This is a genomic window from Nocardia sp. NPDC019323 (assembly GCF_044389845.1).
Classification (GTDB): domain Bacteria; phylum Actinomycetota; class Actinomycetes; order Mycobacteriales; family Mycobacteriaceae; genus Nocardia; species Nocardia implantans.
The window spans coordinates 394,076-421,026 of sequence record NZ_JBIRYN010000004.1 but is presented as its reverse complement, the minus strand read 5'-3'; the positions used below and the strand labels follow the sequence as shown (position 1 = coordinate 421,026).

23 protein-coding genes are annotated in these 26,951 nt (G+C 69.5%); 11 read left to right on the top strand and 12 right to left on the bottom strand.

What is annotated here, in order from left to right; translation table 11 throughout:
* Positions 1 to 161: 161 nt before the first annotated feature.
* The 7 genes from ACH49X_RS18585 to ACH49X_RS18555 form a co-directional block, all read right to left on the bottom strand.
* Positions 162 to 1,748 (bottom strand): GMC family oxidoreductase N-terminal domain-containing protein, encoded by a 1,587-nt coding sequence (locus ACH49X_RS18585; RefSeq protein ID WP_357103310.1) that lies wholly within the window; start codon positions 1,746 to 1,748, stop codon positions 162 to 164.
* Between the two features lie 105 nt (positions 1,749 to 1,853).
* Positions 1,854 to 2,432, bottom strand: coding sequence for a TetR family transcriptional regulator (locus tag ACH49X_RS18580; protein WP_357205849.1), 579 nt, complete (start codon positions 2,430 to 2,432; stop codon positions 1,854 to 1,856).
* Positions 2,433 to 2,465: 33 nt separating this feature from the next.
* Positions 2,466 to 3,935 carry an FAD-dependent oxidoreductase gene (locus tag ACH49X_RS18575; protein WP_357205846.1) on the bottom strand — a complete coding sequence of 490 codons (1,470 nt, stop codon included), beginning with the start codon at positions 3,933 to 3,935 and terminating at the stop codon, positions 2,466 to 2,468.
* A gap of 14 nt (positions 3,936 to 3,949) precedes the next feature.
* Positions 3,950 to 4,354: a carboxymuconolactone decarboxylase family protein gene (locus tag ACH49X_RS18570; RefSeq protein ID WP_067799296.1), complete on the bottom strand. Its 405-nt coding sequence runs from the start codon at positions 4,352 to 4,354 to the stop codon at positions 3,950 to 3,952.
* Positions 4,351 to 5,229 carry an NAD(P)-dependent oxidoreductase gene (locus tag ACH49X_RS18565; RefSeq protein WP_195079105.1) on the bottom strand — a complete coding sequence of 293 codons (879 nt, stop codon included), beginning with the start codon at positions 5,227 to 5,229 and terminating at the stop codon, positions 4,351 to 4,353. Before ACH49X_RS18565 ends, ACH49X_RS18570 begins: the two co-directional genes overlap by 4 nt.
* Entirely contained in the window at positions 5,226 to 5,978 is a 753-nt protein-coding gene (locus ACH49X_RS18560) for an SDR family oxidoreductase (RefSeq protein WP_195079106.1), read from the bottom strand. Before ACH49X_RS18560 ends, ACH49X_RS18565 begins: the two co-directional genes overlap by 4 nt.
* Positions 5,979 to 6,011: 33 nt before the next feature.
* Positions 6,012 to 7,478, bottom strand: coding sequence for an aldehyde dehydrogenase (locus tag ACH49X_RS18555; RefSeq protein ID WP_195079107.1), 1,467 nt, complete (start codon positions 7,476 to 7,478; stop codon positions 6,012 to 6,014).
* 298 nt (positions 7,479 to 7,776) lie between these two features.
* Between ACH49X_RS18555 and ACH49X_RS18550 the strand changes: the two genes are divergently transcribed.
* From ACH49X_RS18550 to ACH49X_RS18530, 5 genes are all read left to right on the top strand, one after another.
* On the top strand, positions 7,777 to 8,979 hold the full coding sequence (locus tag ACH49X_RS18550; RefSeq protein ID WP_195079428.1) for a cytochrome P450: 1,203 nt from the start codon (positions 7,777 to 7,779) through the stop codon (positions 8,977 to 8,979).
* Positions 8,979 to 9,785 (top strand): SDR family oxidoreductase, encoded by an 807-nt coding sequence (locus tag ACH49X_RS18545; RefSeq protein ID WP_195079108.1) that lies wholly within the window; start codon positions 8,979 to 8,981, stop codon positions 9,783 to 9,785. Before ACH49X_RS18550 ends, ACH49X_RS18545 begins: the two co-directional genes overlap by 1 nt.
* 9 nt (positions 9,786 to 9,794) lie before the next feature.
* Positions 9,795 to 9,992, top strand: a complete 198-nt coding sequence (locus ACH49X_RS18540; RefSeq protein ID WP_195079109.1) for a ferredoxin — start codon at positions 9,795 to 9,797, stop codon at positions 9,990 to 9,992.
* A gap of 138 nt (positions 9,993 to 10,130) precedes the next feature.
* A complete protein-coding gene (locus tag ACH49X_RS18535; protein ID WP_357205842.1) occupies positions 10,131 to 11,723 on the top strand; it encodes a succinic semialdehyde dehydrogenase in 1,593 nt (530 codons plus the stop codon).
* Between the two features lie 61 nt (positions 11,724 to 11,784).
* Entirely contained in the window at positions 11,785 to 12,270 is a 486-nt protein-coding gene (locus tag ACH49X_RS18530) for a glutathione peroxidase (RefSeq protein WP_357205839.1), read from the top strand.
* Between the two features lie 70 nt (positions 12,271 to 12,340).
* On the opposite strand, the gene ACH49X_RS18525 is transcribed toward ACH49X_RS18530, so the two are convergent.
* The 3 genes from ACH49X_RS18525 to ACH49X_RS18515 all read right to left on the bottom strand — a co-directional run bounded on the left by ACH49X_RS18525 (position 12,341) and on the right by ACH49X_RS18515 (position 16,381).
* Positions 12,341 to 13,705: an NtaA/DmoA family FMN-dependent monooxygenase gene (locus ACH49X_RS18525; RefSeq protein WP_357103295.1), complete on the bottom strand. Its 1,365-nt coding sequence runs from the start codon at positions 13,703 to 13,705 to the stop codon at positions 12,341 to 12,343.
* Positions 13,706 to 13,724: 19 nt separating this feature from the next.
* Positions 13,725 to 14,759 (bottom strand): LLM class flavin-dependent oxidoreductase, encoded by a 1,035-nt coding sequence (locus tag ACH49X_RS18520; protein ID WP_357205837.1) that lies wholly within the window; start codon positions 14,757 to 14,759, stop codon positions 13,725 to 13,727.
* Between the two features lie 173 nt (positions 14,760 to 14,932).
* Entirely contained in the window at positions 14,933 to 16,381 is a 1,449-nt protein-coding gene (locus tag ACH49X_RS18515; protein WP_357103289.1) for an MFS transporter, read from the bottom strand.
* Positions 16,382 to 16,606: 225 nt separating this feature from the next.
* On the opposite strand from ACH49X_RS18515, the gene car reads away from it, so the two are divergent.
* Complete coding sequence (gene car, locus ACH49X_RS18510) at positions 16,607 to 20,110, top strand: carboxylic acid reductase (protein ID WP_357205834.1); 3,504 nt, start codon at positions 16,607 to 16,609, stop codon at positions 20,108 to 20,110.
* Positions 20,111 to 20,113: 3 nt separating this feature from the next.
* Here car and ACH49X_RS18505 read toward each other — a convergent pair whose 3' ends face one another.
* Positions 20,114 to 21,778, bottom strand: coding sequence for a sulfatase-like hydrolase/transferase (locus tag ACH49X_RS18505; protein WP_357205832.1), 1,665 nt, complete (start codon positions 21,776 to 21,778; stop codon positions 20,114 to 20,116).
* Positions 21,779 to 22,022: 244 nt separating this feature from the next.
* On the opposite strand from ACH49X_RS18505, the gene ACH49X_RS18500 reads away from it, so the two are divergent.
* Together ACH49X_RS18500 and ACH49X_RS18495 are read left to right on the top strand one after the other, a co-directional pair.
* Positions 22,023 to 22,451 (top strand): hypothetical protein, encoded by a 429-nt coding sequence (locus tag ACH49X_RS18500; RefSeq protein WP_357205829.1) that lies wholly within the window; start codon positions 22,023 to 22,025, stop codon positions 22,449 to 22,451.
* A gap of 6 nt (positions 22,452 to 22,457) precedes the next feature.
* Complete coding sequence (locus ACH49X_RS18495) at positions 22,458 to 23,537, top strand: trans-acting enoyl reductase family protein (RefSeq protein WP_195079117.1); 1,080 nt, start codon at positions 22,458 to 22,460, stop codon at positions 23,535 to 23,537.
* A gap of 63 nt (positions 23,538 to 23,600) precedes the next feature.
* Here ACH49X_RS18495 and ACH49X_RS18490 read toward each other — a convergent pair whose 3' ends face one another.
* Positions 23,601 to 24,275 (bottom strand): PAS and ANTAR domain-containing protein, encoded by a 675-nt coding sequence (locus ACH49X_RS18490; RefSeq protein WP_195079429.1) that lies wholly within the window; start codon positions 24,273 to 24,275, stop codon positions 23,601 to 23,603.
* A gap of 386 nt (positions 24,276 to 24,661) precedes the next feature.
* Here ACH49X_RS18490 and ACH49X_RS18485 point away from each other — a divergent pair, with 386 nt between their 5' ends.
* From ACH49X_RS18485 to ACH49X_RS18475, 3 genes are all read left to right on the top strand, one after another.
* Positions 24,662 to 25,357: a type 1 glutamine amidotransferase domain-containing protein gene (locus tag ACH49X_RS18485; RefSeq protein WP_195079118.1), complete on the top strand. Its 696-nt coding sequence runs from the start codon at positions 24,662 to 24,664 to the stop codon at positions 25,355 to 25,357.
* Positions 25,358 to 25,587: 230 nt separating this feature from the next.
* A complete protein-coding gene (locus ACH49X_RS18480; protein WP_195079119.1) occupies positions 25,588 to 26,226 on the top strand; it encodes an SgcJ/EcaC family oxidoreductase in 639 nt (212 codons plus the stop codon).
* The gene (locus ACH49X_RS18475; RefSeq protein ID WP_195079120.1) at positions 26,223 to 26,942 is read left to right on the top strand and encodes an SDR family oxidoreductase; all 720 of its coding nucleotides are present in this window, start codon (positions 26,223 to 26,225) and stop codon (positions 26,940 to 26,942) included. The genes ACH49X_RS18480 and ACH49X_RS18475 overlap by 4 nt, the downstream gene beginning before the upstream one ends.
* The last annotated feature ends 9 nt before the right edge of the window (positions 26,943 to 26,951 follow it).

The following is a 26,951-nucleotide window of genomic DNA, read 5'->3' as shown; positions in this document are numbered from 1 at the left end:
GACCGCGACAGGGTCGACCGCGTCGAGCGGCGCGGAACCCGCCGCTACACCGGCCTCTGACGTCGCGCGAACGCTCGAACGGTTCGCCCGGCGGTATCGGCACGCGAGTCGGCGCAGCGGGGCGAGCATTCCGGCGCGCCGCGCAAGGGACGGGATTCGTCCTACCCGGCGAGGATGAACTTGGCCGCCTGTTCGCCGATGAACACCGCAGGCGCGTGCGTGTGCCCGCGGATGATGAGCGGCATCACCGAGGCGTCGGCCACCCGGAGTCCTTGTACGCCACGCACTTCCAGTCGAGGTGTCACGACGCTGGCGGCGTCGGTGCCCATCCGGCAGGTGCCGACCGGGTGGTAGAGCGTGTGCGCGTAGGAGTTGAGCGTCAGCTCGAGCACGGCTTCCGGTTCCGCAGGCGCCTGCGGCGGATAGATCAGCGGGCCGAGGACCGCTTTCATCGACGGTTCGGTGGCGATGGCGGCGCACACGCGCAGCCCGGCCATGATGGCGGCGCGGTCCGCGCCCGCGGCGTCGGACAGATAGCGCGGATCGATCAGAGGCTTGGCGGACGGGTCCGCGCCGGACAGAGCGATCCGTCCGCGGCTCTGTGGGCGCAGCAGCACCGTCGCCAGGATGACGCCGTGTTCGGTCGGGTCCTGGAGTCCTTCGTAATAGAACGGCGCGGGCGCGAAGATCAGCTCCAAGTCGGGGAACTCCAGATCCGCCCTGCTGCGGATGAATCCGTACGCCTCGCCGACGTTGGAGGTGAGCATGCCGCGATGCCGGATCAGGTAGTCCAGCAGTTGGCGTGGCTTCTCCGCGCCGAACAGCGAATCCCCCGCGACGCCGTAGCCGATGCCCGCGACGAGATGGTCCTGCAGGTTCGCGCCCACCTCCGGTGCGTGGTGGCGCACCTCGATGCCGTGGCGGGCCAGTTCGTCCCGGTCGCCGATGCCGGAGAGCATGAGCAGTTGCGGGCTGTTGATCGCGCCGCCGCACAGCACGACCTCGCGCCGCGCGGTCACCGTGTGGGTGGCGCCGCCGTGACGGTATTCCACTCCGATGGCGCGGGTGCCGTCGAACAGCACCCGGGTGGCCAGCGCTTCGCTGCGCACCGTGAGATTCGGACGACGCAGCGCGGGCCGCAGATAGGCGTCGGCGGTGCTCCAGCGGCGACCCGCGCGCTGGGTGACCATGGTCTCGGTGAACCCGTCCGGCTGCGGCCGGTTGGGCGGCTCGACCTGGTAACCCGCCTCCTGCACCGCGGCCAGATAGGCGGCGGTGAGGCCGCGCGGGCTGCGCTGACGGGAGATGTGCAGCGGACCTTCGGTGCCTTCGTCGGGATACTGGGCGTTCTCCACGCGTTCGATGCGCCGGAACTGCTCGACCGCCGCGGCGAAGCCCCATTCCGCACCCGCCAGCAGCGCCCATTCGTCGTAGTCGGCGCGGAAGCCGCGCACCCACATCATGGCGTTCATCGACGACGAACCGCCGAACATCTTGCCACGCGGCCAGTAGATCTCGCGGTTCTTCAACTCCGGCTGGGGCTGGGTGAGGTAGTCCCAGTCCACCTCGGAGCGGAACAGCTTCGCGAACCCGGCGGGTATGTGCGCGAACTTGTTCTTGTCCGGCGGGCCCGCTTCCAGCAGCGCCACCGTGGTGCCCGGATCGGCGCTGAGCCGATTGGCCACCACCGCGCCCGCCGATCCCGAGCCGACGACGACGTAGTCCGCGGAAAGCTCACCAGGTTGCACTTTTCCCACTCCGATCTGCACCGACTACGGAAAAGATACGAGCAAGGACGCGCCTCGCGGCCCGGTTTCGGGTAACCGGCTCGAACTCGTCCGGCATTGTCCCCGCTACCGCAGGATCAACAGCGCGGAAGCCTCGATCCGGTCGGCGATCTGGGAGTAGGACCCATAGCCCATGCCCGCGCGCACCAGCGCGCCCGCGTAGAGCAGTTCCAGCGACTCGACCACGTCCGGATCCGGGTCCGGACCCAGAGCGCGGATTATGCGCTTGCGGATCTCGGCGCCGATGCGCCCGCGCAGATGCTCCACGTCGGGGTCGCGGCCGAGCAGCGCGCTGGTGACCGCGCCCGACAGCTCCTGTTCGTCGGCCACCAGCATCGCGATGTTGCGCAGTTCGGCGACCACCCGCACGGTCGGGTCGGGATCCTCGCTGACCGGCGACGGCGAGGCGACCAGCCGCCGCCAGAAGATCTCCGCGACCAGATGCTCCTTGGAGGAGAAGTAGGTGTACGCCGTGGCCGTCCCGACCCCGGCAGCCGCGGCGACCATCCGGATGGTCATGCCGGCGAACCCTTCCCGCGCGAGCACTTCCACCGCCGCGCGGGTCAGCTTGTCGACGGTGTCGGCCTGTTTGCCGGAGAGCCTGCGGCGGGTCGCCTCGAGGATGACGGAATCGGGTTCGGACATGTGTCTGGATCCTACTAGGCGGATTGGAACGGTTCAGTTCTTGGCCGCCGCGATGCCGGCCCTGCGCCCGTAGAAGCTGCCGTCGCCCAGCGACGCGCCGCTGACGTAACCGCCCGCGCACAGACCCGAGGTGCAGCGGCCCGCCGCGAAAAGCCCCTGGATCGGCTCCCCGGAGACGTGCAGCACCCGGGAATCGAGGTCGGTGCGCAGGCCGCCGAGGGTGAAACCGGCCGTGAAGCCGCGCATGTCGAACGCGGCCACCGGTCCGCGCAGCGGGCGCACCCACTCCGGCTTCTTGCCCAGCAGCGGATCCGCGCCGTCGGCGGCGTGCAGGTTGTAGCAGTCCACGGTGGCCTGCAACGCCTGGCCGGGCAGACCCATCTCGGCTTCCAGCTCGGCGATCGTCTCCGCCACCCAGGTCGGGGGCTGGCGGAAGAACGGGGTGGAGGTCTCGGTGGTCAGCGCTTCCTCGTAGGACGCCTCGTCGATCACCAGGTAGGCCTGGTTGTCCTGCTGGATCAGCGTCGCCTGGCCGATCCGGCCGGGATAGGTGTCCTCCGGGATGTAGCGCTGGCCGCGCCCGTTGACCAGGATGCCGCGCGCCAGCACCTGCGGATCCCCGAAGAAGGCCACCTCGGTCGCGTCCATGTGCGCCAGTTCCGCGCCGAGCGCCTGCGCCAGCCGGATGCCGATGCCGTCGTGCTCCTCGATCGCCGCGGCGGGCCTGCCGATCAGGCGCGGAGCGTAGCCTTCGATCATCTCCTTCTGGTAGGCGAAGCTGCCGGTGGCCAGCACGACGCCGCGTTCGGCGCGCACGGCGACCTGCTTGCCGTAGCGACGGGCGAGCACGCCGACCACGCGATCGTCGTCGTCGACGATCAGCCGCGCGATCCGCATGTCGTACTCCGCGCGGACGCCGAGCGCTTCGGCGGTGTCGGCGAGCGGCTTCATGAGCATGTAGCCGCCGCCCTTCTCCCCGGTGCGCTTGTCGGCCATCTGCGGAACATGGCCGCGCGGAGCGGGTCTCGCGATCGTATTGAAGGGAGCGGCGTTCTCGCCGCCGGAGTACATCAGCCCCTCGTCGTGCGGCGGCTCCCATCCCGGTTCGCCCCAGAACGCCTCGCGGAACGGCACGCCGCAGGACACCAGCCAGGTGAAGTGCTCGACGCTGCCGCGGCAGTAGTCGGCGATCTTCGCCTTGTCCACGCCAGGACCCAGCGCCGCGAGCAGGAAGGTCTCCATGTTCTCCGGGGTGTCCTCGAAACCGAGCGCTTGTTGCAGCGGTGTGCCGCCGCCTAGGTAGATGAATCCGCCGGCCAGGGCGGCGGCGCCTCCCCAGCCGCCGGTGCGCTCGAGGACCAGCACGTCCGCGCCGGCGCGGGCGGCCTCGATGGCGGCGCTGACGCCCGCGATGCCGTATCCGGCGATGACGACGTCGGCGCGCAGGTCCCAGTGCTCGACTCGGCTCGCGCGCAGGGGGCGGATGGTGGTGGCGTCGGACATGATCAACGGATCCTTCACTGTTCGGCGGGCGCGGACTGCGCGCGGGCGGCCTTCTTCTGCTGCGCCACGATCGTGCCCACCAGGATGTCGAGTTTGGTGCCGTTCGGCCATCCCACGTAGTGACACAGGAACACCGCGATCTCGTGCAGCTGGTCTTCGGTGAGTTCGCCGTTGCGCAGCGCGGCCCCGATCTGGATGCCCGCGGTGTCGATCGCGCCCTGCGCGGCCAGCGCGCCGAGCAGCAGCAGCCTGCGGTCGCGGATGGTGAGGCCCGGCCGCGACCAGATGTCGGCGAAGAGGTGGTCGGCGGTGACGGCGAAGTGCGCGCCGGGATACTCCTGGAACTCCGTGCCGTAGACCTCGGCCATCTTGGCCAGTCCGCGCTGCCGCACGGAGTCGCCGGAACCGTTGTCGCTCATGAGGATTGCCTTTCCGATGCGAGGGTGCCCGGCCCGACGCCGAGTCCGGGGCCGAGCCGGTCGAGTGCGAGTGCGGCCAGCGGCAGCGCGGCGCCGAGCCGTTCGCCCAGCTCCAGGGCGAGACCCAGATCCTTTTCCCCGAGGTCGCGCACGTGCCGCAGGATCGGCAACCAGAAGTCGCCGTCCTGGATCGGGGCGGTGGTGTCGCGCAGCATGATGGCGCCGGGCCCTCCGGTGACCGCGTCGGAGTGCCGCACCACTTTGCCGAGCGCGGTGAGGTCGAGACCGGCCGCCTCGGCCAGCCGCTGCGCCTCGGTGGCCGCGGTGAAGGAGACGAAGTGCAACAGGTTGCGCGCCAGCTTCATCCGGGTGCCCGCGCCGACCGGCCCCGCGTGCACGATCAGGTCGGCGAAGCAGCCGAACGGTTCGCGCACCTGCTCGAACGCCGCCGCGCTTCCGCCGACCATGACCGCGAGCGCGCCGCGGGTCGCGCCGGGGGCGCCGCCGCTGATCGGCGCGTCCACCAGTTCGATGCCGCGCTCGCCGCAGACCGCGCCCAGTTCTTCGGCGGTGCGGTCGCTGATCGTGGAGTGCACGGCGACCACGGTGCCCGGCGCGGCGGTCCGCAGCAGGCCCTCCGGTCCGGTGATCACCTCGCGCACCTGGGCGTCGTTCACCACGGTGATCGAGATGACGGTGGCTTTCCTGGCCAGTTCGGCGGCGGAGGAGACGGCGTCGGCTCCGGCGGCGAGGAACGGCTCGACCGCTTCGGGCCGCATATCGCACACCGTCAGCCCGCCCGGCCATTCCAGCAGCCGCTCGGCCATCGGCGCGCCCATGTTGCCGAGGCCGAGGAATCCGATGCGGGCGCTCATGATCGCACGATCTGTCCGCCGTCGACGTTGAAGATCTGCCCGGTGACCCAGCTCGCCTCGTCCGACAGCAGATACAGGCAGGCGCCGACGAGGTCCTGCGGGGTGCCCATCCGCTTGAGCGGCAGGCGTTTGACGATGTCGTCGACGATCACCTCCGGGGTGACCGACTTGGTGGCGTCGGTGTCGATCGGGCCCGGCGCGATGGCGTTGACCCGGATGTTCGACCCGCCGAGTTCGAAGGCCAGTTGCTGGGTCAGGCCGTTGATCCCGGTTTTGGCCAGCCCGTAGAAGCTGGAGTACAGCCACGCGGCGGTGGAGGACTGGTTGACGATGGATCCGCTGCGGCGCTCGGACATGTGCGGCCACACCGCGCGGGTCATGACGAGCGCGCCGTCCATGTTCACGCTCATGAACTTCTTGTAGTAATCCCACGGCACGGTCAGCAGCAGGTTCATCTTCATCTCGCCGTAGATGGCGGCATTGTTGACCAGGTGGTCGATGCCGCCGAACTCGGCGACGGTGAAATCGGCCAGCGCGGAGGCGGATTCGGGATCGGACACGTCGACCTGCCCGAACACCGCGGTGCCGCCGTCGGCGACGATCTTCTCGACCACCGCCGCGCCGCCTTCGGCGTTCTTGTCGGCGACGACGACGTTCGCGCCCTCGGCGGCCAGCGCCTGCGCGTAGGCGGCGCCGATGCCCTGCGCGGCGCCGGTGACGATGGCGGATCTTCCCGTGAAACGGGCCATGGAGTTCAGCTCCTCTGTGTTGTCCCGCGGCGGTCAGGCCGCGGTGGCGATGACTTTCGTCTCGAGGTACTCCTCGAAACCGGCGATGCCCATTTCACGGCCGAGGCCGGATTGCTTGTAACCGCCGAACGGGACGTCGGCGGAGTACCAGATGCCGCCGTTGACGCTCAGCGTTCCGGTGCGCACGCCTTCGGTGACGCGCCGGATGCGCTCGGGGTCGCTACCCCACACCGAGCCGGACAGGCCGTAGGGGGAGTCGTTGGCGATGCGGACGGCGTCCTCGTCGCCGTCGTGCGGGATGATCACCAGCACCGGACCGAAGATCTCCTCGCGGGCGACGGTCGAGCTGTTGGGCACGTCCGCGATCAACGTCGGCTGGACGAAGAATCCGCGCTCGCGGGCCGGCCGGCCGCCGCCGACCACGATCCGCCCGCCTTCGGCGCGCGCGATGTCGATATAGCGTTCCACTCTGGCGCGCTGACGTTCGGAGATCAGTGGCCCGCAGACCGTGCGGGGGTCGGCCGGGTCGCCCGGCTTCATCCCGCCGAGCGTGGCGGCCGCCGCCTGCACCGCCTGCTCGTAGGCGGCGCGTGGCACCAGCAGCCGGGTGGACAGCGCGCATCCCTGTCCGGCGTGCACGCACACCGAGAACGCCGCCACCGAGCAGGCCGCCGCGATGTCGGCGTCGTCGAGCACGATGAACGCCGATTTGCCACCCAGTTCGAGGAACGCCTTCTTCAGCGTCGCCGCGGCGCCGGTCATGACGGCGCGGCCGGTGGCGGTGGACCCGGTGAAGCTGATCATGTCGACGCGCGGGTCGGCGGTGAGCCGGGCGCCGAGCGTATGGTCGGCGGAGGTCACGATGTTCACCACGCCGGCGGGGATGTCGGTCTCCTCGGCGATGATCGCACCGACCGCCGCCGCGCACCACGGGGTGTCGGGAGCGGGTTTGAGCACGACGGTGTTCCCCGCGGCAAGGGCGGGGCCGAGTTTGGCGAAGTTGATCTGGTGCGGGAAGTTCCAGGGCGTGATCGCCCCGACCACGCCGATCGGCTCCCTGCGCAGTATCCGGCGGGTTTTGATGCCCATCGGCTCGGCCAGGCCGAGATCGGTTTCCCAGGCGTAGGTTTCGGGCAGCCCTGCCGCGTAGCCGAGGTCGGCGACCGGGCCTTCCAGCTGTGGGCCGCTCGTGAGCATCCGCGGCGCGCCGACCTCGGCGATCGTGATCTCGCGCAGTTCGTCGACGTGGTTTTCCAACGCGGTGCGCAACTGCGCGAGGCAGTGGGCGCGGAAGGCGTGATCGCGCGACCAGTCCGTCTCGTCGAACGCGGTGCGCGCGGCGTCGACGGCCGCGTCGAGATCGGCCGCGTTCGCGTCGGCGGCGAGGCCGAGGACCTCCTCGGTCGCCGGGTTCACCGTCGCGAAGACGCCGTCGGCGCCCTCGACCAGCTTGCCGCCGATCAGCAGGCGGGATCCGTCGGGCGGCAGAAGGCTGCTCATGGCTGACTCCGATACTGTCTGGACACGTGTACGGAATATAGTCTCGCGAAGTGATCGGTGGCAATAACAGGTTCTAACTCTGCCACCCTTGCCGTGAATGCGGAGCGCGATGGCTCGGCTCGCGTCGGCGCTCTCCGTCAGGATGGTCCGAGTCGGAGAGGTAGAACTGCCGTCGGGCGATTGTGGCGATCCGGCATTCGGTGGTAGTGTCCAGACACATGTCCAGCTATCTGTCTTTGCTCGGGTCGCCAGGCGGCGCCGCGTGGCGGAACGTGTTATCGGTTCGGGAGTGCGGGCGATGACGGCCGCGGTGGAGCCGCTGGTGTTCGATCCCTACGACTACTCCTTCCACGAGGATCCGTATCCGACCTATCGGCGGCTGCGGGAAGAAGCGCCGCTGTATCACAACCCGGATCTGGGGTTCTGGGCGTTGTCGCGGCATCCGGATGTGGTGGGGGCGTTCCGCGACAGCGTGCGGCTGTCGAGCGCCAACGGAGTGTCACTGGATCCGGCCGCGTGGGGGCCGCACGCGCACAGAACCATGTCGTTTCTGGCGATGGACGACCCGCGCCACATGCGGATGCGGCGATTGGTGTTCAAGGGATTCACGCCCAAACGCGTCGCGGAGATGGAAGACCGGATCCGGGAGCTGACGCTGTCGTATCTGGAACCCGCGTTGGCCGGCGCCGACTTCGACTGGATCGACGAGGTCGCGGGCAAGTTGCCGATGGACGTGATCTCCGAGTTGATGGGGGTCCCGGCCGAGGACCGGGTGGAGATCCGCCGATTGGCCGATCTGGTGGTCCATCGTGAGGACGGAGTGCTCGACATCCCGATGGCCGCCGTCGAGGCGTCGATCGAACTGCTCGGCTACTACACCGAGATGGTGGCCGAGCGCAGGCGCGCCCCGAAACAGGATCTGACCTCCGCCTTGCTCGACGCCGAGATCGGCGGTGACACGCTCAGCGACGAGGAGATCATCGGTTTCCTGTTCCTGATGGTCGTGGCCGGCAACGAGACCACCACCAAATTGCTCGGCAATGCCCTGTATTGGGGTGCGCGCAACCCGGCGGAGTACGCGAAGGTCGTCGCGGACGGGGACCTGGTCACCGACTGGGTGGAAGAGACCTTGCGCTACGACACCTCCAGCCAGATGATCGCCCGCACCGCGACCGAAGACCTGGCGTATCACGGCGGCGTGATTCCGGCGGGGGCGAAGGTGCTGTTGCTGATCGGTTCGGCCAACCGCGATCCGGCGGTGTTCGACGACGGCGACAGCTTCCGCATCGATCGTGCCGACAAGTCCGGGTTGGCCAGTTTCGGTGCGGGCGTGCATTTCTGCCTGGGTGCGCACCTGGCCCGTCTGGAGGCGACCGTCGCACTCACCGAATTCAGCTCGCGAGTGCGGTCCTACGACGTCCTGGAATCCGGGATCGCGCGCGTGCACTCGTCCAACGTGCGTGGCTTCGCACACCTACCCATCACCGTGGAGACCCGATAATGCCGAGATTCGCCCCCCATCCCGAGCGCAGGCCCGCGCTCGTCTCCGGCGCCTCCTCCGGGATCGGCGCGGCCACCGCCGTCGCCCTGGCCGAACTCGGCCATCCGGTGGCGCTCGGCGCGCGCCGCGTCGAGCAGTGCGCCGAACTGGCGGACAAGATCCGGGCCGACGGCGGCGAAGCGTTCGCCCACCGCCTCGATGTCACCGAGCCGGACTCGGTCGAGGAATTCGTGCGCGCCGCAGAGGACGCGCTCGGTCCCACCGAGATCCTGGTCTCCAGTGCGGGCGATATCGAGTTCGGGCAGGCACACGCGATGGATCCGGAGCGATTCGCCCGCCAGGTGCAGGTTCATCTCGTCGGCGCGCAGCGTCTCGTGCACCGGGTGCTGCCCGGCATGCTGCGCAGGCAGCGCGGCGACGTCGTGCTGATCAGTTCGGACTGTGCCTCCGAACCGCGTCCGCGCACGGGCGCCTACAGCGCCGCCAAGGCGGGGCTGGAAGCGATGGCCGCGCAGATGCGCATGGAACTCGAGGGCAGCGGCGTGCGCCTGTCGCAGGTCCGGCCCGGCCCCACCTTGACCGGCATGGGCATGGACTCCACGCCCGAAGTCGTCGGCCCGGTGCTGGAGGACTGGAAGGCGTGGGGGTTCGCCCGGCATCCGTACATGTTGCGCGCGAGCGACTTGGCCGCGGCGGTGGTCGCGGTGGTGTCCACGCCGCGCGGCTCGCACTTGGTGCTGGTCGAGGTGCAGCCCGAGGCGCCGATCCGGCCCCTGCCGGACGGCGTTGGACCGAACGAGCGATAAGGAGCCGTCATGCGAGTTCTGGCCGATCTGGATCTGTGTCAGGGCCATGCGGTGTGCCAGGACGAGGCGCCGGAGGCGTTCCACGTCCCCAAACGCGGCAAGGTCGAGATCCTGGACGCCGCCGCGCAGCCGCAGGCGCGGGATGAGGTGGAGCGCGCGGTGCGCTACTGCCCGACCCGAGCGTTGTCGATCGTCGCCGACGAGTGAGCGGAATTCGTCCCGGCGGTCCGTAGGCACGGCGAGCCGGGGCGAATACGATGAAGGCAAAACCGGAACGTGTTCTAATTCAGTCCCGCGGCCCGGCCCGGCACCTGCGGCGATGCCCGACGTCATGGAGAAGATCCGATGAGCACAACACACACAGGCAAGGCGGAGAGCGCCCTGCCCGCCAGGATCACCGGTGAACTGCTCGCCCGGCTGACCGGCCTGGTCGCCGCCGACGGTGACGCGGCCGTGTACGAGATGACCGAGGTCTACACCGGCGCGCCCGTCGGCGCGCTTCCGCAGTCCTCCCCGCAAGACGTGCTCACCGCGTGCGCCGCCGCCCGCGCGGCCCAAGCGGAGTGGGCCGCGCTGCCGCTGCGGCAACGGCTGCGGGTGTTCGAACGGCTGCACGAGCTGATCCTCGGCGAAGTGGAGACCATCGCCGATCTCATCCAGATCGGGTGCGGCAAGACCCGGCGCATGGCCGTCGAGGAATCGTGCGACGTGCCCATGGTGATCAGCCATTACCTCAAGACCGCGCGGCGGGTGCTGCGCCCGAAGCGGCGCGGCGGCGCGATGCCGCTGATCACCTCATCGATCGAGCAGCACCGGCCCAAAGGGCTCGTCGCGGTGATCGCGCCGTGGAACTTCCCGTTCGCCATCGCACTGTCCGACGCCATGCCCGCGCTGATGGCGGGCAACGGCGTCGTGCTCAAGCCGGACAACAAGACCGCGCTGTGCGTGCTGTTCGGCGTCGAGCTGCTGCACCGCGCCGGGCTGCCCCGCGGCTTGGTCCAGGTGGTATGCGGTGAAGGACCCGACATCGGTCCGACCCTGATCGACAACGTCGACTTCGTCATGTTCACCGGGTCCACCGCCACCGGCCGTATCGTCGGCGAGCAGGCCGGCCGCAACCTCATCGGATGCAGTTTGGAACTGGGCGGCAAGAACCCGATGATCGTGCTCGCCGACGCGAACCTCGACGAGGTGATTCCCGGCGCGGTGTTCGCCGCGTTCGCCAACTCCGGGCAGGCGTGCATGCACATCGAGCGGATCTACGTGCACCGCGCCGTCCACGACGAGTTCCTGCGCCGGTTGGTCGCCGCGGCGGCGGAATTGAACGGAAAGATCGGCGGAACCTACGACTACACGCCGGAATTCGGTTCGCTGGTCTCCCCGCAGCACCTGGAGCGGGTCGCCGCCCATGTCGAGGACGCGCGGGCCAAAGGCGCCACCGTGCACGTCGGCGGGCAGGCGCGCCCCGATGTCGGTCCTGCGTTCTACGAGGCCACCGTGCTGACCGGGGTGACTCCCGAGATGACCCACGCGACGCTGGAGACCTTCGGCCCGGTGGTCACCGTGTACCCCTTCGACGACGAGCGGGAAGCGGTGCGCCTGGCCAACGCCACCGACTACGGATTGAACGCCAGCGTGTGGACGAAGGACCTGGCGCACGGCGAGCGGATCGCCGCGCAGCTGCAAGCGGGCAATATCAACATCAACGACGGTTTCGTGGCGACCTACGCCGCCAAGGGCACGCCGTCGGGTGGCGTGAAGCAGTCCGGCGTCGGCACCCGGCACGGCGACCAGGGCCTGTTGAAGTACACCGACACGGTGAACGTCGGCGTGTTGAAGAAGCAGGTGCTCGCCGCCCGCGCCGGTCAGCCCTATGACAAGCAGCTGAAGATGACCTTGATGTCGCTGCGGCTGATGCGCCGGACCAGGTTGCGCTGAGCGTGAGCCGATGCGCCCGCGGCGGTCCGAAATGTCGCTGATCCGGTAGCGTGCGGTACCTATGAGCCTTCGAGAAGTTCCGCTTCGCACCTTGTCCGGGGAACCGACGACCTTGGCCGAGTTGGTCGGCGACCGCGCCGTCCTGCTGGTCAACGTGGCGTCGAAATGCGGTCTGACGCCGCAGTACTCCGGCTTGGTCGAACTGCACGAGTCCTTCGGTCCGCGCGGTTTCAGCGTGGTCGGCGTGCCGTGCAACCAGTTCATGGGCCAGGAGCCGGGCACCGCGGAGGAGATCCAGCAGTTCTGTTCCACCACCTACGGCGTCGACTTCCCCTTGCTGGAGAAGACCGACGTCAACGGCGAGCAGCGCCACGCGCTCTACCAGCGCCTGGCCGACACCCCCGACGCCGAGGGCAGCGCGGGCGACATCCAATGGAACTTCGAGAAGTTCCTCATCGACCGCGACGGCAAGGTGGCGGGCCGCTTCCGCCCTCGCACCACCCCCGACGCGCCGGAACTGATCGCCGCCATCGAATCCGTCCTCTGACCCCACGAGTGGCACACCACCGCGGCGAAACGCGAGCAGAGCGCTCGCTGGTGTGCCACTCGCGACGCGGTCAGGAGCGGCGGGTGAGGGGCTCGCGGAGGCCGAGGTGGGAGCGGAGGGTGGTTCCGGTGTATTCGGTGCGGTAGACGCCGCGCTCTTGGAGTTCGGGGACGAGCCAGTCCACGATTTCGTCGAGGCCGGTCGGCACCAGGTAGGGGGAGATGTTGAAGCCGTCGGTCGCGCCGTGGCGGACCCAGCGGGCCAATTCGTCGGCGACCTGGGCGGGGGTGCCCGCGAAACCGGAGCGTTCGGTGGAGGCGATGACGACTTCGCGCAGGGAGAGGTTCTGCGCTTCGGCCCTGGCACGCCATTCGCGGGCGATGGCGACCGGGTCCTGGCCGGAACGCGGCGCGCCCCGGGTCTCCGAGATCGGGCGTGGCTCGGGGTCGTCGGCGGGCAGCGGGCCGTCGGGGTCGAGATCGGACAGGTCGCGGCCCCAGATCTGGCCGGCCAGCGACAGCGCGGTCGCGCCGGTGTATTGGCCGTTCTTCACCCAGCGCACCTTTTCCTCGACCTCGGATTCCTTCTCGGCGAGGATGATCTGCGTGCCGGGCAGGATCCGGATGTCGTCCTCGGGGCGGCCCGCCGCACGCAGGCGCGCGCGGATGTCGTTCGCGAAGGCCAGCGCGTCGTCGAAATGCGTTCCGTGCCTGGAGAAGATGACATCGGCGTGCGCCGCCGCGAAATCGCGGCCCGCCGGTGAATCGCCCGCCTGGAAGATCACCGGATGGCCTTGGGCGCTGCGGGGCAGCGTGGGCGTGATCGTCACGTCGAAGTGCGGGCCGGTGCGCACGACCGGATGGATCGCCTCGGCGCGCGCCCACGACGGGCTCTGCTGCGAGGTCGCGATCGCGCCGTCGTCCCAGGCGTCCCAGATTGCGCGCACCGCGGCGACGAACTCCGCGGCGCGCTCGTAGCGCAACGCGTGGTCGAGGAATCCGCCGCGCCGGAAGTTCGCGCCGGTCCACGCGTTGTCCGTGGTGACCGCGTTCCAGCCGGCCCGGCCGCCGGACAGCAGATCAAGTCCGCCGAGTTTGCGCGCCAGATCGGCTGGCTCGTTGTAGGTGGTGTTCTGGGTGGCCACCAGGCCGATGCGCTCGGTGATGCCCGCCAGCGCGGCCAGCTGGGTGATCGCGTCGGGGCGGCCCGCGATGTCCAGTTCCAGGATGGCGCCGTCCTGCTCGCGCAGGCGCAGGCCCTCGCCGAGGAAGAACGCGTCGAACAGGCCGCGCTCGGCGGTCTGCGCGACTCGGCGGAAGGTCTCGAAGTCGATCTGCGAGCCGCTGGAGGGGTCGGACCAGATCGTGGTGTGGTTCACGCCCTGGAAGAAGACGCCGAAGTGGACCTGGGCGTCGGGACGCGGGAAGTCGGTCACGGAAACGATCTCCTGACGATCAGCGGGTAGTCGCGTAGCGGTTGGCGGGTCGGTGCAGGCCGAGGTTGGCGCGCAGGGTCGAACCGGGAATCGGGCGGTGCGCGACGCCGGTGCGCAACAGCGCGGGGACGACCTCGCGCGCGAGCACGGGCAGATCCTCGTCGATCACGGCGAGGTGCAGCCGCACTCCGTCCAGGTGCGCGCTGAGTTCGGTCAGCAGATCGGTCAATTCCCCGGCCGAGCCGGAGAACGCCAGGCGGCCCGGCGAACCGGAGGATTCGCCGAATCGCTGCGCGGCGCGCGTGCCCGGAATATCCAAGGTCACTTCGACTTCGGCGAAGGCCAGGGCGTCCCCGCCGGAGCCACCCGCCACGGCCGCCGCGACGGAATCGGCGGCGACGAGCCGGACGTCGACCTCGCCTTCGGCGCCGAACACCACGGGCTGACCCTGGGGCGGCCGCGGCACGATCGCGGGTCCCTTCACCGAGAAGGTCTCGCCCTGGAAGTCGATGTAGTGCAGCTTGTTCCGGTCCAGGAAGCGGCCGCCGGCGTAGTCGCGGATCACCGCGTCGTCTTCCCACGAGTCCCACAGGCGACGGGCCACCTCGATCGAATCGCGTTGCTCGCGAGCCAGATCCGCGTCTTCCGACACCGGCCGGCGTCCCCAGGCGGCGGCGGCGCGTGGATCGGCGGCGCGTTCGGCGATCCAGCCGGCCCGCCCTCGCGAGGCGTAGTCCAGCGACGCCACCTGCGATGCCGTGTGGAACGGTTCGGCGTAGGTGGTGGCCACGGTGGGAACCAGGCCGATCGTGCTGGTCGTCGCCGCGACGAAGGCCGCTCGCGTCACCGCGTCGATGCGGCCGGGAATCTCGCGCTCCGGCAGGATCGAGTCGGCGAACGTGGCCAGGGTGAACCCGGCGTTCTCCGCGGCGGCCACCCGCCTGCGCACGGTCTGCGGGCTGAGCAGGCGGTCCGGCGCGTGTGCCGCCCGCCGCCACGCTTCGGGGCGGAACCCCTCCCCGTCCAGTTCTACACCGAGCGCGAAAACGCCCATCCCGCACCTTCTTTCATCCCGCGAACCAGGACGCGACGATCGGTGGCCCGAGCCGGGCACGATCCGGCTCGGGCCACCCGCGGCGCACCCGTTGCGAGCATGCGCGCGGCGGGCGGTCGATGGCGATGGTTTGCGTCGCGATGATTCGAAGGTTGTCGAACCGAGGGCAGGGCCTACCGCGCCGCGCGGGCCGCGAAAGCCGCCGCGAGCAGGACCGTGACCCCTTCGGCGACCGCCGTGCCGCCGAGCGCGTGTGCCGCACTGCTCACCGTGCTGCCCGCCAGACCCAGGAACAGCGATCCGAAACCGGCGATTCCGATCACGATGCCGAGTTGCACGTTGGTCACCAGAATGCCGCTCGCGTCGGCCGCCAGGCTCACCGGCACCTTGGCCAGCGTGCGGGTCATGAGCGGACTGAAGGCGATGCCGTTGCCCGCGCCGCACAGGCCGAGCAGGATCAGGGCGAGCGGTCCCACCTCGGCGCCGTCGCGCAGCAGCGCGCCGAGGGCGACCATGCTCACCGCCCCGAGTACCAGGCCGAGCGGGATCATGGCCGGGTGGAACCGGGCCGGGACGCGTTCCCAGTTCAGGCTGGCGACGGCGAAGGTGACGCCGAGCGGGACGAACAGCAGGCCCGCGTGCAAGGCGCTGTAGCCGAGCGTGCTCTGCAGGTGGATCGCCATGACGAACATCCAGCCGCCGAAGGTCGCCATGATCACGAACAGCGCGACCGCGGCGAGCACCAAGCCGGGCGCGGTCAGCACCGGCCGTGCGAACAGGGGTTCACCGCCGCGGTTGGCGACGACTCGTTCGATCGCGACGAACAAGGCGAAGCCCAGCACACTGGCGGCCAGGGCGATCCAGGACCACAACGGCCAGTCCAGCTCGCGCCCCAGCACCAGCGGCAGCACCAGCAGCAGCACCGACGCGGTGAGCGCGGCCAGCCCCGGAAGGTCGAGCTTGCGCTCGAGCCGCTGGGCCGCCGAAGGCAGGATGCGCGGCGCCGCCGCGAGCAGCGCGACACCGATCGGCACGTTCACCAGGAACACGCCGCGCCAGCTGCTGCCGAACAGGTCGGCGTTGACGATCAGCCCGCCTAGGACCTGGCCTGCGACCATGCCGCCGGAGATGATGGCCGAGTACACGCTCAGCGCCCGCGCGCGGGCGGCGCCGGTGAAGGTGCGCTGGATGAGCGTCATGATCTGCGGCACCATGGCCGCCGCGCCGACGCCCTGGGCGAACCGGAAGGCGATCAGCGAGGTCTCGTTCCAGGCCAGACCGCAGGCCAGCGAGGCGAGGGTGAACAGCGCCAGTCCGGCGATGAACGCGCGGCGCTGGGTGAACCGGTCACCCAGCCGGGCGCCGGTGACCAGCAGGACGGCGTAGGCGATGACGTATCCGGCGACGATGAGCTGCAGTGCCGCGCCGCTGGTGTGCAGCGAAGCGCGGATGGAGGGAATGGCGACGTTGACGATGGAGGAATCGAGCACCGCCATGAACTGGCCGGTGAGGATGACGGCGAGGACGGCGAACGAACGGCGCGCTCCCAGCGCGGCCGGTGCGGACGCAGCCGCGGCGGGCGTCGTTGCCGCCGCCGCACCCGGCGATATGGTCTGTGTCATGCACTGAGCATGGGGTGCGCCGGGCACCGGTAACAGGAGCCCGTTGACACTGGTACCGGCAGCACCAGTCTGAGCGTGCGGCACAACGGAGTACCGGGTACTTTTCGGACATTCCTGGCATCGTGTCCAATATCACAGACCTGCGCGACGGCTATCACCTGCCCGAAGTACTTAGTCGAGCTAACGTGTTCATGAAAGCGCGTTCAAGGACCAAAGGAGGTCGTCGTGGCGCCCGAAACACGCGGGGAGCGGCTCAAGCGCCGTATCTCCCGGCTGTATGCCGAAAACGACGACATCCGCAACGCCATACCGCGGGCGGAGGTCGCCGCGAGGATTCGCGAGCCCGGAGCCGGACTCGCCCAGATCGTCGAGACGGTCATGGTCGGCTACGCCGACCGGCCCGCCCTCGGCCGGCGCGCGACCGAACTGCGCACCGACGAGACCGGCCGCACCACCGCGACCCTGCTGCCGCGGTTCGACACCATCACCTACGGCGAGCTGTGGGAGCGCGTGCGCGCGGTGGCCGCCGCGTGGCACGGTGACGCCGGCACACCGCTGCGGGCCGGCGACTTCGTGGGCATCCTGGGCTTCACCAGCAGTGACTACACCACCCTCGACCTGGCCTGCATCCACCTCGGCCTGGTCGCGGTCCCCATGCAATCCAGCGCCCCGGTCGCCCAGCTCGCCGCGATCGCGGCGGAGACCGAGCCGCGGGTGCTCGCGGCGACGCCGGAGCTGCTCGACGCCGCGGTGACGTGCGCGCTGTCGGACTCCGGGCCGCAACGGCTGGTCGTCTTCGACTACCACCCCGGAGACGACGACCAGCGCGCGGCCTTCGACGCGGCTCGCGCGCGGCTGGCCGCGGCGGGCAGCCCGGTGCGCGTCGAATCGCTCGACGAGGTGCTGGCGCGCGGCCGGTCGCTGCCCCCTGCGCCGCTGTTCGTCGCGGAGCCGGGTACGGACCCGCTGGCTTTGCTGATCTACACCTCGGGAAGCACCGGCACGCCGAAAGGCGCGATGTACGGCCAGCGGCTGGTCGCCAGGGGATGGGCGAACCGGCCCGAGGTCGCCGCGATCAACTTCAACTACATGCCGATGAGCCATGTGGCCGGGCGCGGATCGCTGACCGGCGTGCTGGCGCGCGGCGGCACCGCCTACTTCGCGGCCGAGAGCGACATGTCGACGCTGTTCGAGGACATCGCGCTGGCCCGCCCGACCGAGCTGTTCTTCGTTCCGCGGGTGTGCGACATGATCTTCCAGCGCTTCCGCAGCGAAGTCGACCGGCGCGACGGGCCCGGCGTGGACCGGGCCGCGCTGGAAACGCAGGTGAAAACCGAACTGCGCGAACATTTCCTGGGCGGTCGCCTGGTCACCGCGATCTGCGGGAGCGCTCCGGTGTCGGCGGAGATGAAATCGTTCATCGAGTCGGTGCTGGATCTGGAGCTGCACGACGGCTACGGGTCCACCGAAGCGGGCGGTGTGGTCGTCATCGACGAACGGGTGCAGCGGCCGCCGGTGCTCGACTACAAGCTCGTCGACGTCCCCGAGCTCGGCTACTTCCGGACCGACAAACCGCATCCGCGCGGCGAGCTGCTGTTGAAGAGCACCACCTTGATCTCCGGCTACTACAAGCGGCCCGAGATCACGGCCGAGGTCTTCGACTCCGACGGCTTCTACAAGACCGGTGACATCGTCGCCGAACTCGCCCCGGATCGCCTGGTCTACGTCGATCGGCGCAACAACGTGCTGAAACTGTCCCAGGGCGAATTCGTCGCGGTTTCGCGCCTGGAGTCGGTCTACGCGACCAGTCCGCTGATCCGGCAGATCTTCGTCTACGGCAGCAGCGAACGCGCCTACCTGCTCGCCGTGATCGTGCCCACCGAGGACGTGCTGGCCTGGGGTGACCCCGAGAAGATGAAGACCGCGCTGAGCGAGTCGCTGCGACAGCTCGCCAAGGACGCCGAACTGCAGTCCTACGAGATCCCGCGCGAATTCCTCATCGAGCCGGAGCCGTTCACCACCGGCAACGGGTTGCTCAGCGGCATCGGAAAGCTGCTGCGCCCCAAGCTGAAAGAACGCTACGAGCCGCGTTTGCAGGAACTGTACGCCGAGCTGGCGGCCGGGCAGGCGAACGAACTGCTCGACCTGCGCCGCACCGCGGACGATCTGCCCGTGCTGGAGACGGTGAGCCGCGCGGCGAAGGCCGTACTCGGCTGCGCGGACACCGATCTGCGTCCCGACGCCCACTTCGGCGATCTCGGCGGTGACTCGCTCTCGGCGCTGTCGCTGTCGAACCTGCTGCACGAGATCTTCGAGATCGAGGTGCCGGTGTCGGTGGTGATCAGCCCGGCCAACGGCCTGCGCGAGGTGGCCGGATACATCGAGGCCGAGCGCGCTTCCGGCACGCGGGGCGCCACATACGCCGCGGTGCACGGCGCCGGAACCCAGGTCCGCGCCGCCGATCTGACGTTGGACAAGTTCCTCGACGCCCGCACGATCGCCGAGGCGCCGACCCTGCCGCGTCCCGCCGCGACCGCGCGCACGGTGCTGCTGACCGGCGCGAACGGCTACCTCGGCCGTTTCCTGTGCCTGGAGTGGCTGCGGCGGATGCATGACAGCGCGGGCACCCTGATCTGCCTGGTCCGGGGTTCGGACGCGGCCGCAGCGCGCAAGCGACTCGAGGGCGCCTTCGACTCCGGGGATCCCGCTCTGCTCCAGGAGTTCCAGGAGCTGGCCGCCGCGCATCTGGAGGTGATCCCCGGCGATATCGGTGAGCCGAACCTCGGCCTCGACGACCGGACGTGGCAGCGTCTGGCCGACCGGGTCGACGTGATCGTGCATCCCGCCGCGCTGGTCAACCACGTGCTGCCGTACCGGCAGCTGTGGGGCCCCAACGTGGTCGGCACCGCCGAGCTGATCCGTCTGGCCCTGACCACGCGGCTCAAGCCCTTCACCTATCTGTCCACCGTCGCCGTGGCCACGCAGATCGACCCGGCCGTCTTCGCCGAGGACGGCGACATCCGCGAGATCAGCGCGGTGCGCGCGGTGGACGACAGCTACGCCAACGGCTACGGCAACAGCAAGTGGGCGGGCGAGGTGCTGCTGCGCGAGGCCAACGACCTGTGCGGCCTGCCGGTCGCGGTGTTCCGCTCGGACATGATCCTCGCCGACCGGCGCTACGCCGGTCAGCTCAACGTGCCGGACATCTTCACCCGGTTGCTGCTGAGCCTGCTGCTGACCGGGATCGCCCCGTTCTCCTTCTACCGCACCGACGCCGACGGCAACCGCGGGCGCGCCCACTACGACGGACTGCCCGCCGATTTCACCGCCGAGGCGATCACCACGCTCGGCGCGGCGACCGGGACGGGTTTCCACAGTTACGACGTGCTCAACCCGCACGACGACGGCCGCTCGCTCGACGAGTTCGTCGACTGGCTGATCGACGCGGGCCATCGCATCGAGCGGATCGCCGACTACGACGAGTGGGTCACCCGATTCGAGACGGCGCTGCGGGCGCTACCGGACGGACAGCGTCAGGCGTCGGTGCTGCCGTTGCTGCACGCCTATCGGCGACCGGCCCCGGCCGTTCGCGGCTCGGCTCTGCCCGCGGAGAAATTCCGGGCCGCCGTCCGAGCCGCGAAAATCGGCGCCGATCATGATATTCCGCAGATCTCGCGGGAGCTCATCGAGAAATACGTCGCCGACCTGCGGGTGCGGGGCTTGCTGTAGGAGCTAGGACGGCCTCGGCACGGCATCCAGCAGGGCGTTGCCGATCCGTTCGGCTTGGACCAGCACGTTCGTCTGCGCCGAGATGTAGTCGCCGATGCCTTCGTCCTGGGCGGCCCGCAGATACGGCGGCAACGGCTGCTGGATCTCGGTGCGGATGACGTTGTCCAGCAGCGATTCCATCTCGCCGCGCAGCGGATTCCCGGTCGCGGCCTGGTTGTCGAGTTCGAGCCTGCCGCCGTCGGTGCTGTAGTCGTAGAGTTCGAATTCCTGTCCGGCCGCGGGGTCGATCTGGATGCGGCCGTGCACCCAATGGGAATAGGAGGCGAACTTCGCCTCCGGGGTGCGCACCATCGCGACGTGGCCCGGGGCGTCCTGGTTGAACAGCATCGCCGCTTCCTCGATCGAAGCCTCGTCGGTGGTGTGGGCGACCCACGGCCTGCCCGCGGCCGCCGGGTTACGGCAGAGTGCGGCGATATCCAGACGCCCGCTGAGATGTTCGTAGCGCCCGTCGCCGCGCCACTGGTCGCCACCGGTGCCGATGGTGAGCAGCAGGGGAGTGAAATCGACACTGGAGGTCAACTGGTCTCTGGTGCTCGTCCCGTTCACCGGGCTCAGGTAGCCGCGCGGGTCGTGGACGTAGAGCGGGACGCGCAGCGCCTCGTCGTAGGCGGCGCCGCCTTTGCCGTGCAGACCGTGGGAGCCCGCGTAATCGCCGTGGTCTGAGGTGAAGACGACGACGGTGTTGGCGGCCACGTCGGGACGCGACTGCAAGGTGTCGAGCACGCGGCCGATCTGGATGTCGACCTGCTGCTGCGCCCACAGATACAGGTTGCGCATCTCGATCCAGGACTGCACGGCCTCCGGCGTTCCGTAGGGCGCCGCCCCGAACGCCACCGCCGAGACCTCGACCAGCGCCATCTGCAGGCGGGGTTTGCGCGACAGTTGTTCGAGCGACTCGAAGTTGGGCGGCAGATCGTTCATCCAGCGCGGGATGTCGGCGTTGAACTGGTCGCGCCGGGTCCAGCGCGGCCACCACTGGATGTCGTGCGGGTTGACCAGCGACACCGTCGTGCACCATGGCGCGCTGCCGGAATCGTTGTGGAACCAGTCGGCGAATTGGTCGACGATCTTCGGATCCGCCTGCAGCCCTTGACCCGGCGCGCCGTTCGGCGAGGGATAGGTGCCGCCGTGGAAACCGTAGGCCTCCAGCGCCCCCGGGGTGCGGTCCGGGTAGCTGCCGAGATGCCATTTGCCCCAGTACGTGGTGTCGTAACCGTGGTCGCGCAGTATGGAGCCCCAGGTCGGGAACAGGGGCGACAGCGTCGACTCCGACACGACCATGACCCCGGTCTGCTGGGCGTAGAGGCCGGTCAGCAGGCAACCGCGAGCAGGCGTGCAATCGTTGGCCGCGGTGTGGTGATTCTCGAACGACACACTGCCCCGGCGGATCCGTGCGATATTCGGCAGGACGGTGTCCAGCGTCTGCTGATCGGGAAACCACACGGGTGTGCGCATCTCGTCCACGATGATGACCAGGATGTTCGGCTTGTCCGGGTCGGTGTCCGCTCGGGCCTTGCCCGGCGCGGCGACGGTCGAGACGGCAGCCGCGGCCGTGGCCGAAGTGGCGGCACTGGTCAGAAATCCCCTGCGAGTGAACGAGCTCGGCAATGTTCCTCCACGAATGAGTGCTGTCGGTCGAATGGAACGCGGAGAATCTTCGGTGCTCGTACCGTAGCGCCGTCCGGCGCGCGTCACCCCCACTCCGGGCGCGGACACGCCGCCACGTCCTGCCCGCGCCCAGCGCGGCGTTCGAGCGCGGATCGGCCCGTCGCGGCCGAGCGTCCGAAGGCCGCGGCAGCGAATCACCCGGTCGATCACAAGGGCTGATTCCTGCCAGCGAGGCAGGGCGGCGGTGGCGATGATCGTGCGCATGACAGCTGATGTGATGAGCACCCTGAGGGCCTTCTACGCGGCGGAGGCGGCGTATCTCAGCGACGAGTCCGGGGTCGTGGTCTACAGCAAGGGTCGTCTGCGTGCGCGCCGCACCGGTCGGATACTGGAAACCTCGCTCCTGCAATGGATCAGCTTCCGGGACGGCCTGATCACCGAGTTCCGGCCCTACTACCACGACACTGCGGCGGTGCTGGCCGTTCTGGCCGAAGGTCCGGCTCACCGACCGTGCCCACCCGGCGCGTCGAGCGATCGACGTCACCGCTTCGGCTCGGCCGCCGGCGGCGGCGCATCGAACCGGGACGGTAGCGCAGCGTCACTCGTGACTCTGCGACGATGGACCCGGAAATCCGTCGCTGCGACGGGAGCTGTCGCACAGAAACGTAGGTGACTGCCAATGCCGAAGATCGTGTTGTTCGGCGCCACCGGGTACACCGGCCGCCTGACCGCGGAAGCCCTCATCGCCCGTGGCGCGGCGCCCGTGCTGGCCGCCCGCGACGCGACCGCCGTCGAGAAGTTGGCCGCCGACCTCGGTGGCGCGCAGACCGCGGTGGCGGACGTGACCGACCCCGGATCGGTACGGGCACTGCTGGGGAGGGGCGACGTGCTGGTGACGACGGTCGGCCCGTTCCTGCGTTACGGCGGGCCCGCACTGGCGGCGGCCTTGGCGGCGGGCGCGCACTACTTCGATTCCACGGGCGAGGGCCCGTTCATTCGCGGTGTGTTCGACCGCGACGAGCAGGCGCGCGAAGCCGGAGTGGGCCTGCTGTCCGCGTTCGGGTTCGATTACGTGCCGGGCAATCTCGCCGCCGCGCTCGCCTTGCGTGAAGCGCCGGAGGCCGTTCGTGCGGACATCGGCTACTTCATGGCCAGCCCGGGCACCAGCGGCGGCACCCGCGCCTCCATGGCCGGAATGCTGTTCGAACCTGGTTTCGCCCTCCGCGGTGGCCGTGTCGTGCCCGAGCGGGCCGGCGCGCGGATTCGCACCTTCCGCGTCGCGGGCCGCCCGCGGACCGGAGTGTCGATTCCGGCCTCGGAACACCTAGCCCTCAACCGTTCCCACCCGCGGCTGCGGGAGGCCGACGTCTTCCTCGGCCTGCCCTCGGCGGCGGCTCGCGGCCTGCAGGCCGGTTCGGTGCTCACCGGCGCCGTAGCACGAGTCGAGCCGGTGAAACGGCTGGCCGAGGGCCTGCTCGAACGCGTCGTGCAGGGCTCGACCGGCGGCCCGACGCCGCGGTCGCGGGCGCGCACCCGCTCGTGGGCGGTCGCCGAGGCATTCGACGACACCGGGCGCGTCCTGGCGTCGGTGACGCTGACCGGAGGCGACCCCTACGACTTCACCGCCGCGATCCTCACCTGGGGCGCGCAGACCGCGCTGGACGGCGGCCTGCTGGCCACCGGTGCGCTCGGCCCGGTCGACGCGTTCGGCCTCGACGCGCTCACCGCGGGCGCGGCCGACGCGGGGTTCAGCCGGTAACCGGCCTCTCCCGCGACCGATCCACATTCCGGTGCGGCGGGACTCGGAAGCGACAGACGGGAGCTAGTCGACGACGGGTTGCCCGCGTTTCACCCGGCGATGGAGGGTCAGCAGGAGATGGTCGAAGCGGGTGCGTTGCTGAACGAGCGCGCCACCCATCGCGACGACATCGGCGACGAGCTGCTCGGACAGCGTGCGGATCTTGATGTTGGTTTCCTGCGAGCGCCAGCGCAGCACCCGGAACGCCTGATCGGCGTTGACGCCGTAGACGAACATCACCACGCCCTTGGCCTGTTCGATCACCGCGCGGGCGTCGATCACGTCCGGTAGCAGATCGTCCAGGGCTTCCTGCCGGTTGTCTTCGAGCGTCTCGGTGACATCGATGAGGTAACCGGCGGAACCCGCTACGGCGCCATCCTCGTCGAACAGCTGGTCGCCGATGACGATGACGTCGTGCGTCTCGTTCTCGGTGTCGATGATCCGGTGGCGGGTGCAGAACGGCGATGCGGTCTCGACGGCGTCGGCGAGCGCCTGGGCTACCCGCTCGCGGTCGTCGGGGTGCAGGTGGCGCTGCAGCAGTTCGGCGGACGGCTCGGCCTCTCCTGGTGCGTACCCGTAGATCGCGGCGGCGTCGTCGGACCATTCCCAGCGTTGGTCGGCGAACCAGAATCGGAAGCTGCCGATATCCGGGCAACCACCGAGCATCTTGCGCGCAGTGTCCTGCGCGCACTGTCCCATCTCTGTCACCGGTCCAGTATGGCGCGGAAACAAGCCCAGGTCAGGCGGGAGGATGGCGCTGAGCGCCCGACCGGCGACGCCACATCGCCCTGATCCGGGACAAAAGTGAAACGGGAATCGTCGCGAACTCCATGTCTTCGGTGGCGAGCGAGCCATGTAGGTGGTGCGGCAGCCGCGTCGGCCGAAGGCGAATTCATCGACGATCTGATGCCGGGAACCGGTCGTTCGCAGTGGAGCCCCGTGGTCGCGGAGGGCTAGCGTCGACAGTGTCGCAGCTGACGATCCGGGCGCTCGCGGTCGACTTCCTCCCGCGCCTCGGAGCAGGGCGACACGACTCGAAAGCCCGCACGTGGCCGTGCGGGTTCCCGACGACGGAGAACAGAACCATGTCGAAGATCCTTTTCGTGATGACCGGAGCCGACCACTGGACGCTGGCCGACGGAACCGAGCACCCGACCGGCTTCTGGGCCGAGGAATTCGTGGTGCCGTTCGAGAAACTGAAGGGGGCGGGACACCAGATCGTGGTGGCCACGCCCGGCGGCGTCGTGCCGAGCGTGGACAAGGGCAGCCTCGCGCCCGAGGTGAACGACGGCCAGGAGACCGCCGACCATCGAGCGCGGGTGATCGCCACGAGCACCGAATTGAACAACCCCGTCGAACTGGCGAAGGTGGATCTCGCCGACTACGCGGCGGTGTTCTACCCCGGCGGGCACGGACCGATGGAAGATCTCGCGGTCGACGCCGACTCCGGTCGGCTGCTCGCCGCCATCCTGGCATCCGGCAAGCCGCTGGCGGTGGTGTGCCACGGGCCCGCGGCGCTGCTCGCCGTCGAGGGGGAGGGCGGCGCGAACCCGTTCGGGAGCTATACCCTGACCGGCTTCACCAATGCCGAAGAGACCCAGGCGGGTCTCGCGGACAAGGCCCCGTGGTTGTTGCAGGATCGGCTGGTCGAGATCGGCGCCGACTTCCGGGAGGCCGATCCGTGGACCCCCAACGTAGTGGTGGACCGCACGCTGATCACCGGCCAGAACCCGGCCTCTTCCGCGGGTGTGGCCGACGAACTGCTGAAAACGCTGGGTTGACCACGGGCACCCGTCCGCCCGATCGCTGCCGGTGAAGCGCTGATCGCCTCGCCGCGTTCGTCGGCGGCTCGGGCGAGGGTGGAACAGATCCGCGCCGTCGTCCTCGGGTCGGCGGCACTCCACCGTGTTGACACGCGAAGCCACGCTTCCTAGTATCTTCCTCAACGAAGAAACATCTTCTAAGAAGAAACATCTTCGATGTAGATGATGCTGAGGGAGAGGCTTTCGTGATGACATCGGCCAGTACCGGGACCGAACCGACCGTGTCCCCCGGAACGCGGCGGCGCACCGTCGCCCGAGTCGTGGGGGTCGCCGCGCTGGCGGCCGCGGTCGGCGTCGGCGGTGGTTACTTGTGGCTGGATCGGACCTCGGATGTCCGCGATGCCGGAGTCGCGGCGTGCGTGGACGTCGTCGCCGACGGCGGCAGCGCCGATGACCTGCGGGCCGTCTGCGCGACCATCGCCACCATGACCGCGGCCTGGGACCGCAACGACGCCGACGCGTTCGGCGCGAGCTTCACCGAAAACGCCACCTACACCACGTTTCTCGGCACCCACTACGCGGGCCGCCGGGATCTGACCGAGGCGCACCGCGCCCTGTTCTCGGGATTCCTGAAGGGCACCGAACTCGCCGACTCCTTCCTCGGGGTGCGCTTCTTCGGCGCCGACGTCGCGATCGTCACCAGCCGGGGTGATCGCTACGAAGGCGATCGCCCGGCGAAGTTGGCCAAGACGCAGACCTACACGGTGGTGCGGGAGACCGACGGTCGCTGGCGGATCGCCAGTTTCCACAACACCAAGCGGCAGCCGGTCATGGAGCGCATCTCGTTCCTGTTCGACCCGGCCACCGAGCCGGAGGCCGAACGGTGAGAGCGCTGGTGACCGGCGCCGGCGCGGGGATCGGACGTGCCTTCGCGACATCTCTCGCGGCACAGGGCTATTCGGTGACGGCCGTAGCGCGTGGCGCCGACGGTCTGGACGCGCTGATCGCCGAACTCGGTGACGGACACGACCGCATCGCCGCCGATCTCGGCACCGAAGACGGCCTGTCGGCAGTCGCGGAACGGCTGCGCGGCGGCGGCTACACGCTGCTGGTCAACAATGCCGGGATCGCCGCGCACGGTGATTTCACCGCGGTCGGGCTCGAAGCGTCGATCGCCACCTTGGACGTGAATTGCCGGGCGGTGGTCGTGCTGGCCCACGCTTTCCTCGGCGCGGCCACCGCAGGCAGCGTCCTGGTGAACGTGTCCTCCACCCTCGGGCACACACCGAAACCCGGCCTTGCCGTCTACAGCGCTACCAAATCGTTCGTCACGTCCTTGTCCGAAACGCTGTGGCACGAGCAGCGGACGCGGGGCGTGCGGGTGCTTGCCCTGTGCCCCGGCGTCACCGCCACCGCCTCGCAGACCGCCACCGACGTGCCGCCCTGGCTGGTCCAAACCCCCGAGCAGGTGGTGGACCGTGCGCGCAAAGCGCTGTCGGGCAGAACTGGCGCCGTCGTGTTCACCAGCCCGCACAATCGGGCGCTCGTCGCCGCATCGCGGTTGCTTCCCCGCCGGGCCACCTTGGCCCTGCTGGCCGAATAGAAGGAGACC

Bases quoted from the DNA above. Each gene is read 5' to 3' on its own strand.
- ACH49X_RS18565 (WP_195079105.1), bottom strand. From the start codon at position 5,229: ATGAGCGCCCGCATCGGATTCCTCGGCCTCGGCAACATGGGCGCGCCG.
- ACH49X_RS18480 (WP_195079119.1), top strand. From the start codon at position 25,588: ATGACATCGGCCAGTACCGGGACCGAACCGACCGTGTCCCCCGGAACG.
- ACH49X_RS18485 (WP_195079118.1), top strand. From the start codon at position 24,662: ATGTCGAAGATCCTTTTCGTGATGACCGGAGCCGACCACTGGACGCTG.
- ACH49X_RS18545 (WP_195079108.1), top strand. From the start codon at position 8,979: ATGCCGAGATTCGCCCCCCATCCCGAGCGCAGGCCCGCGCTCGTCTCC.
- ACH49X_RS18555 (WP_195079107.1), bottom strand. From the start codon at position 7,478: ATGAGCAGCCTTCTGCCGCCCGACGGATCCCGCCTGCTGATCGGCGGC.
- ACH49X_RS18550 (WP_195079428.1), top strand. From the start codon at position 7,777: ATGACGGCCGCGGTGGAGCCGCTGGTGTTCGATCCCTACGACTACTCC.
- ACH49X_RS18570 (WP_067799296.1), bottom strand. From the start codon at position 4,354: ATGAGCGACAACGGTTCCGGCGACTCCGTGCGGCAGCGCGGACTGGCC.
- ACH49X_RS18535 (WP_357205842.1), top strand. From the start codon at position 10,131: ATGAGCACAACACACACAGGCAAGGCGGAGAGCGCCCTGCCCGCCAGG.
- ACH49X_RS18490 (WP_195079429.1), bottom strand. From the start codon at position 24,275: ATGGGACAGTGCGCGCAGGACACTGCGCGCAAGATGCTCGGTGGTTGC.
- ACH49X_RS18580 (WP_357205849.1), bottom strand. From the start codon at position 2,432: ATGTCCGAACCCGATTCCGTCATCCTCGAGGCGACCCGCCGCAGGCTC.
- ACH49X_RS18530 (WP_357205839.1), top strand. From the start codon at position 11,785: ATGAGCCTTCGAGAAGTTCCGCTTCGCACCTTGTCCGGGGAACCGACG.
- ACH49X_RS18515 (WP_357103289.1), bottom strand. From the start codon at position 16,381: ATGACACAGACCATATCGCCGGGTGCGGCGGCGGCAACGACGCCCGCC.
- ACH49X_RS18520 (WP_357205837.1), bottom strand. From the start codon at position 14,759: ATGGGCGTTTTCGCGCTCGGTGTAGAACTGGACGGGGAGGGGTTCCGC.
- ACH49X_RS18540 (WP_195079109.1), top strand. From the start codon at position 9,795: ATGCGAGTTCTGGCCGATCTGGATCTGTGTCAGGGCCATGCGGTGTGC.
- ACH49X_RS18575 (WP_357205846.1), bottom strand. From the start codon at position 3,935: ATGTCCGACGCCACCACCATCCGCCCCCTGCGCGCGAGCCGAGTCGAG.
- ACH49X_RS18560 (WP_195079106.1), bottom strand. From the start codon at position 5,978: ATGGCCCGTTTCACGGGAAGATCCGCCATCGTCACCGGCGCCGCGCAG.
- ACH49X_RS18495 (WP_195079117.1), top strand. From the start codon at position 22,458: ATGCCGAAGATCGTGTTGTTCGGCGCCACCGGGTACACCGGCCGCCTG.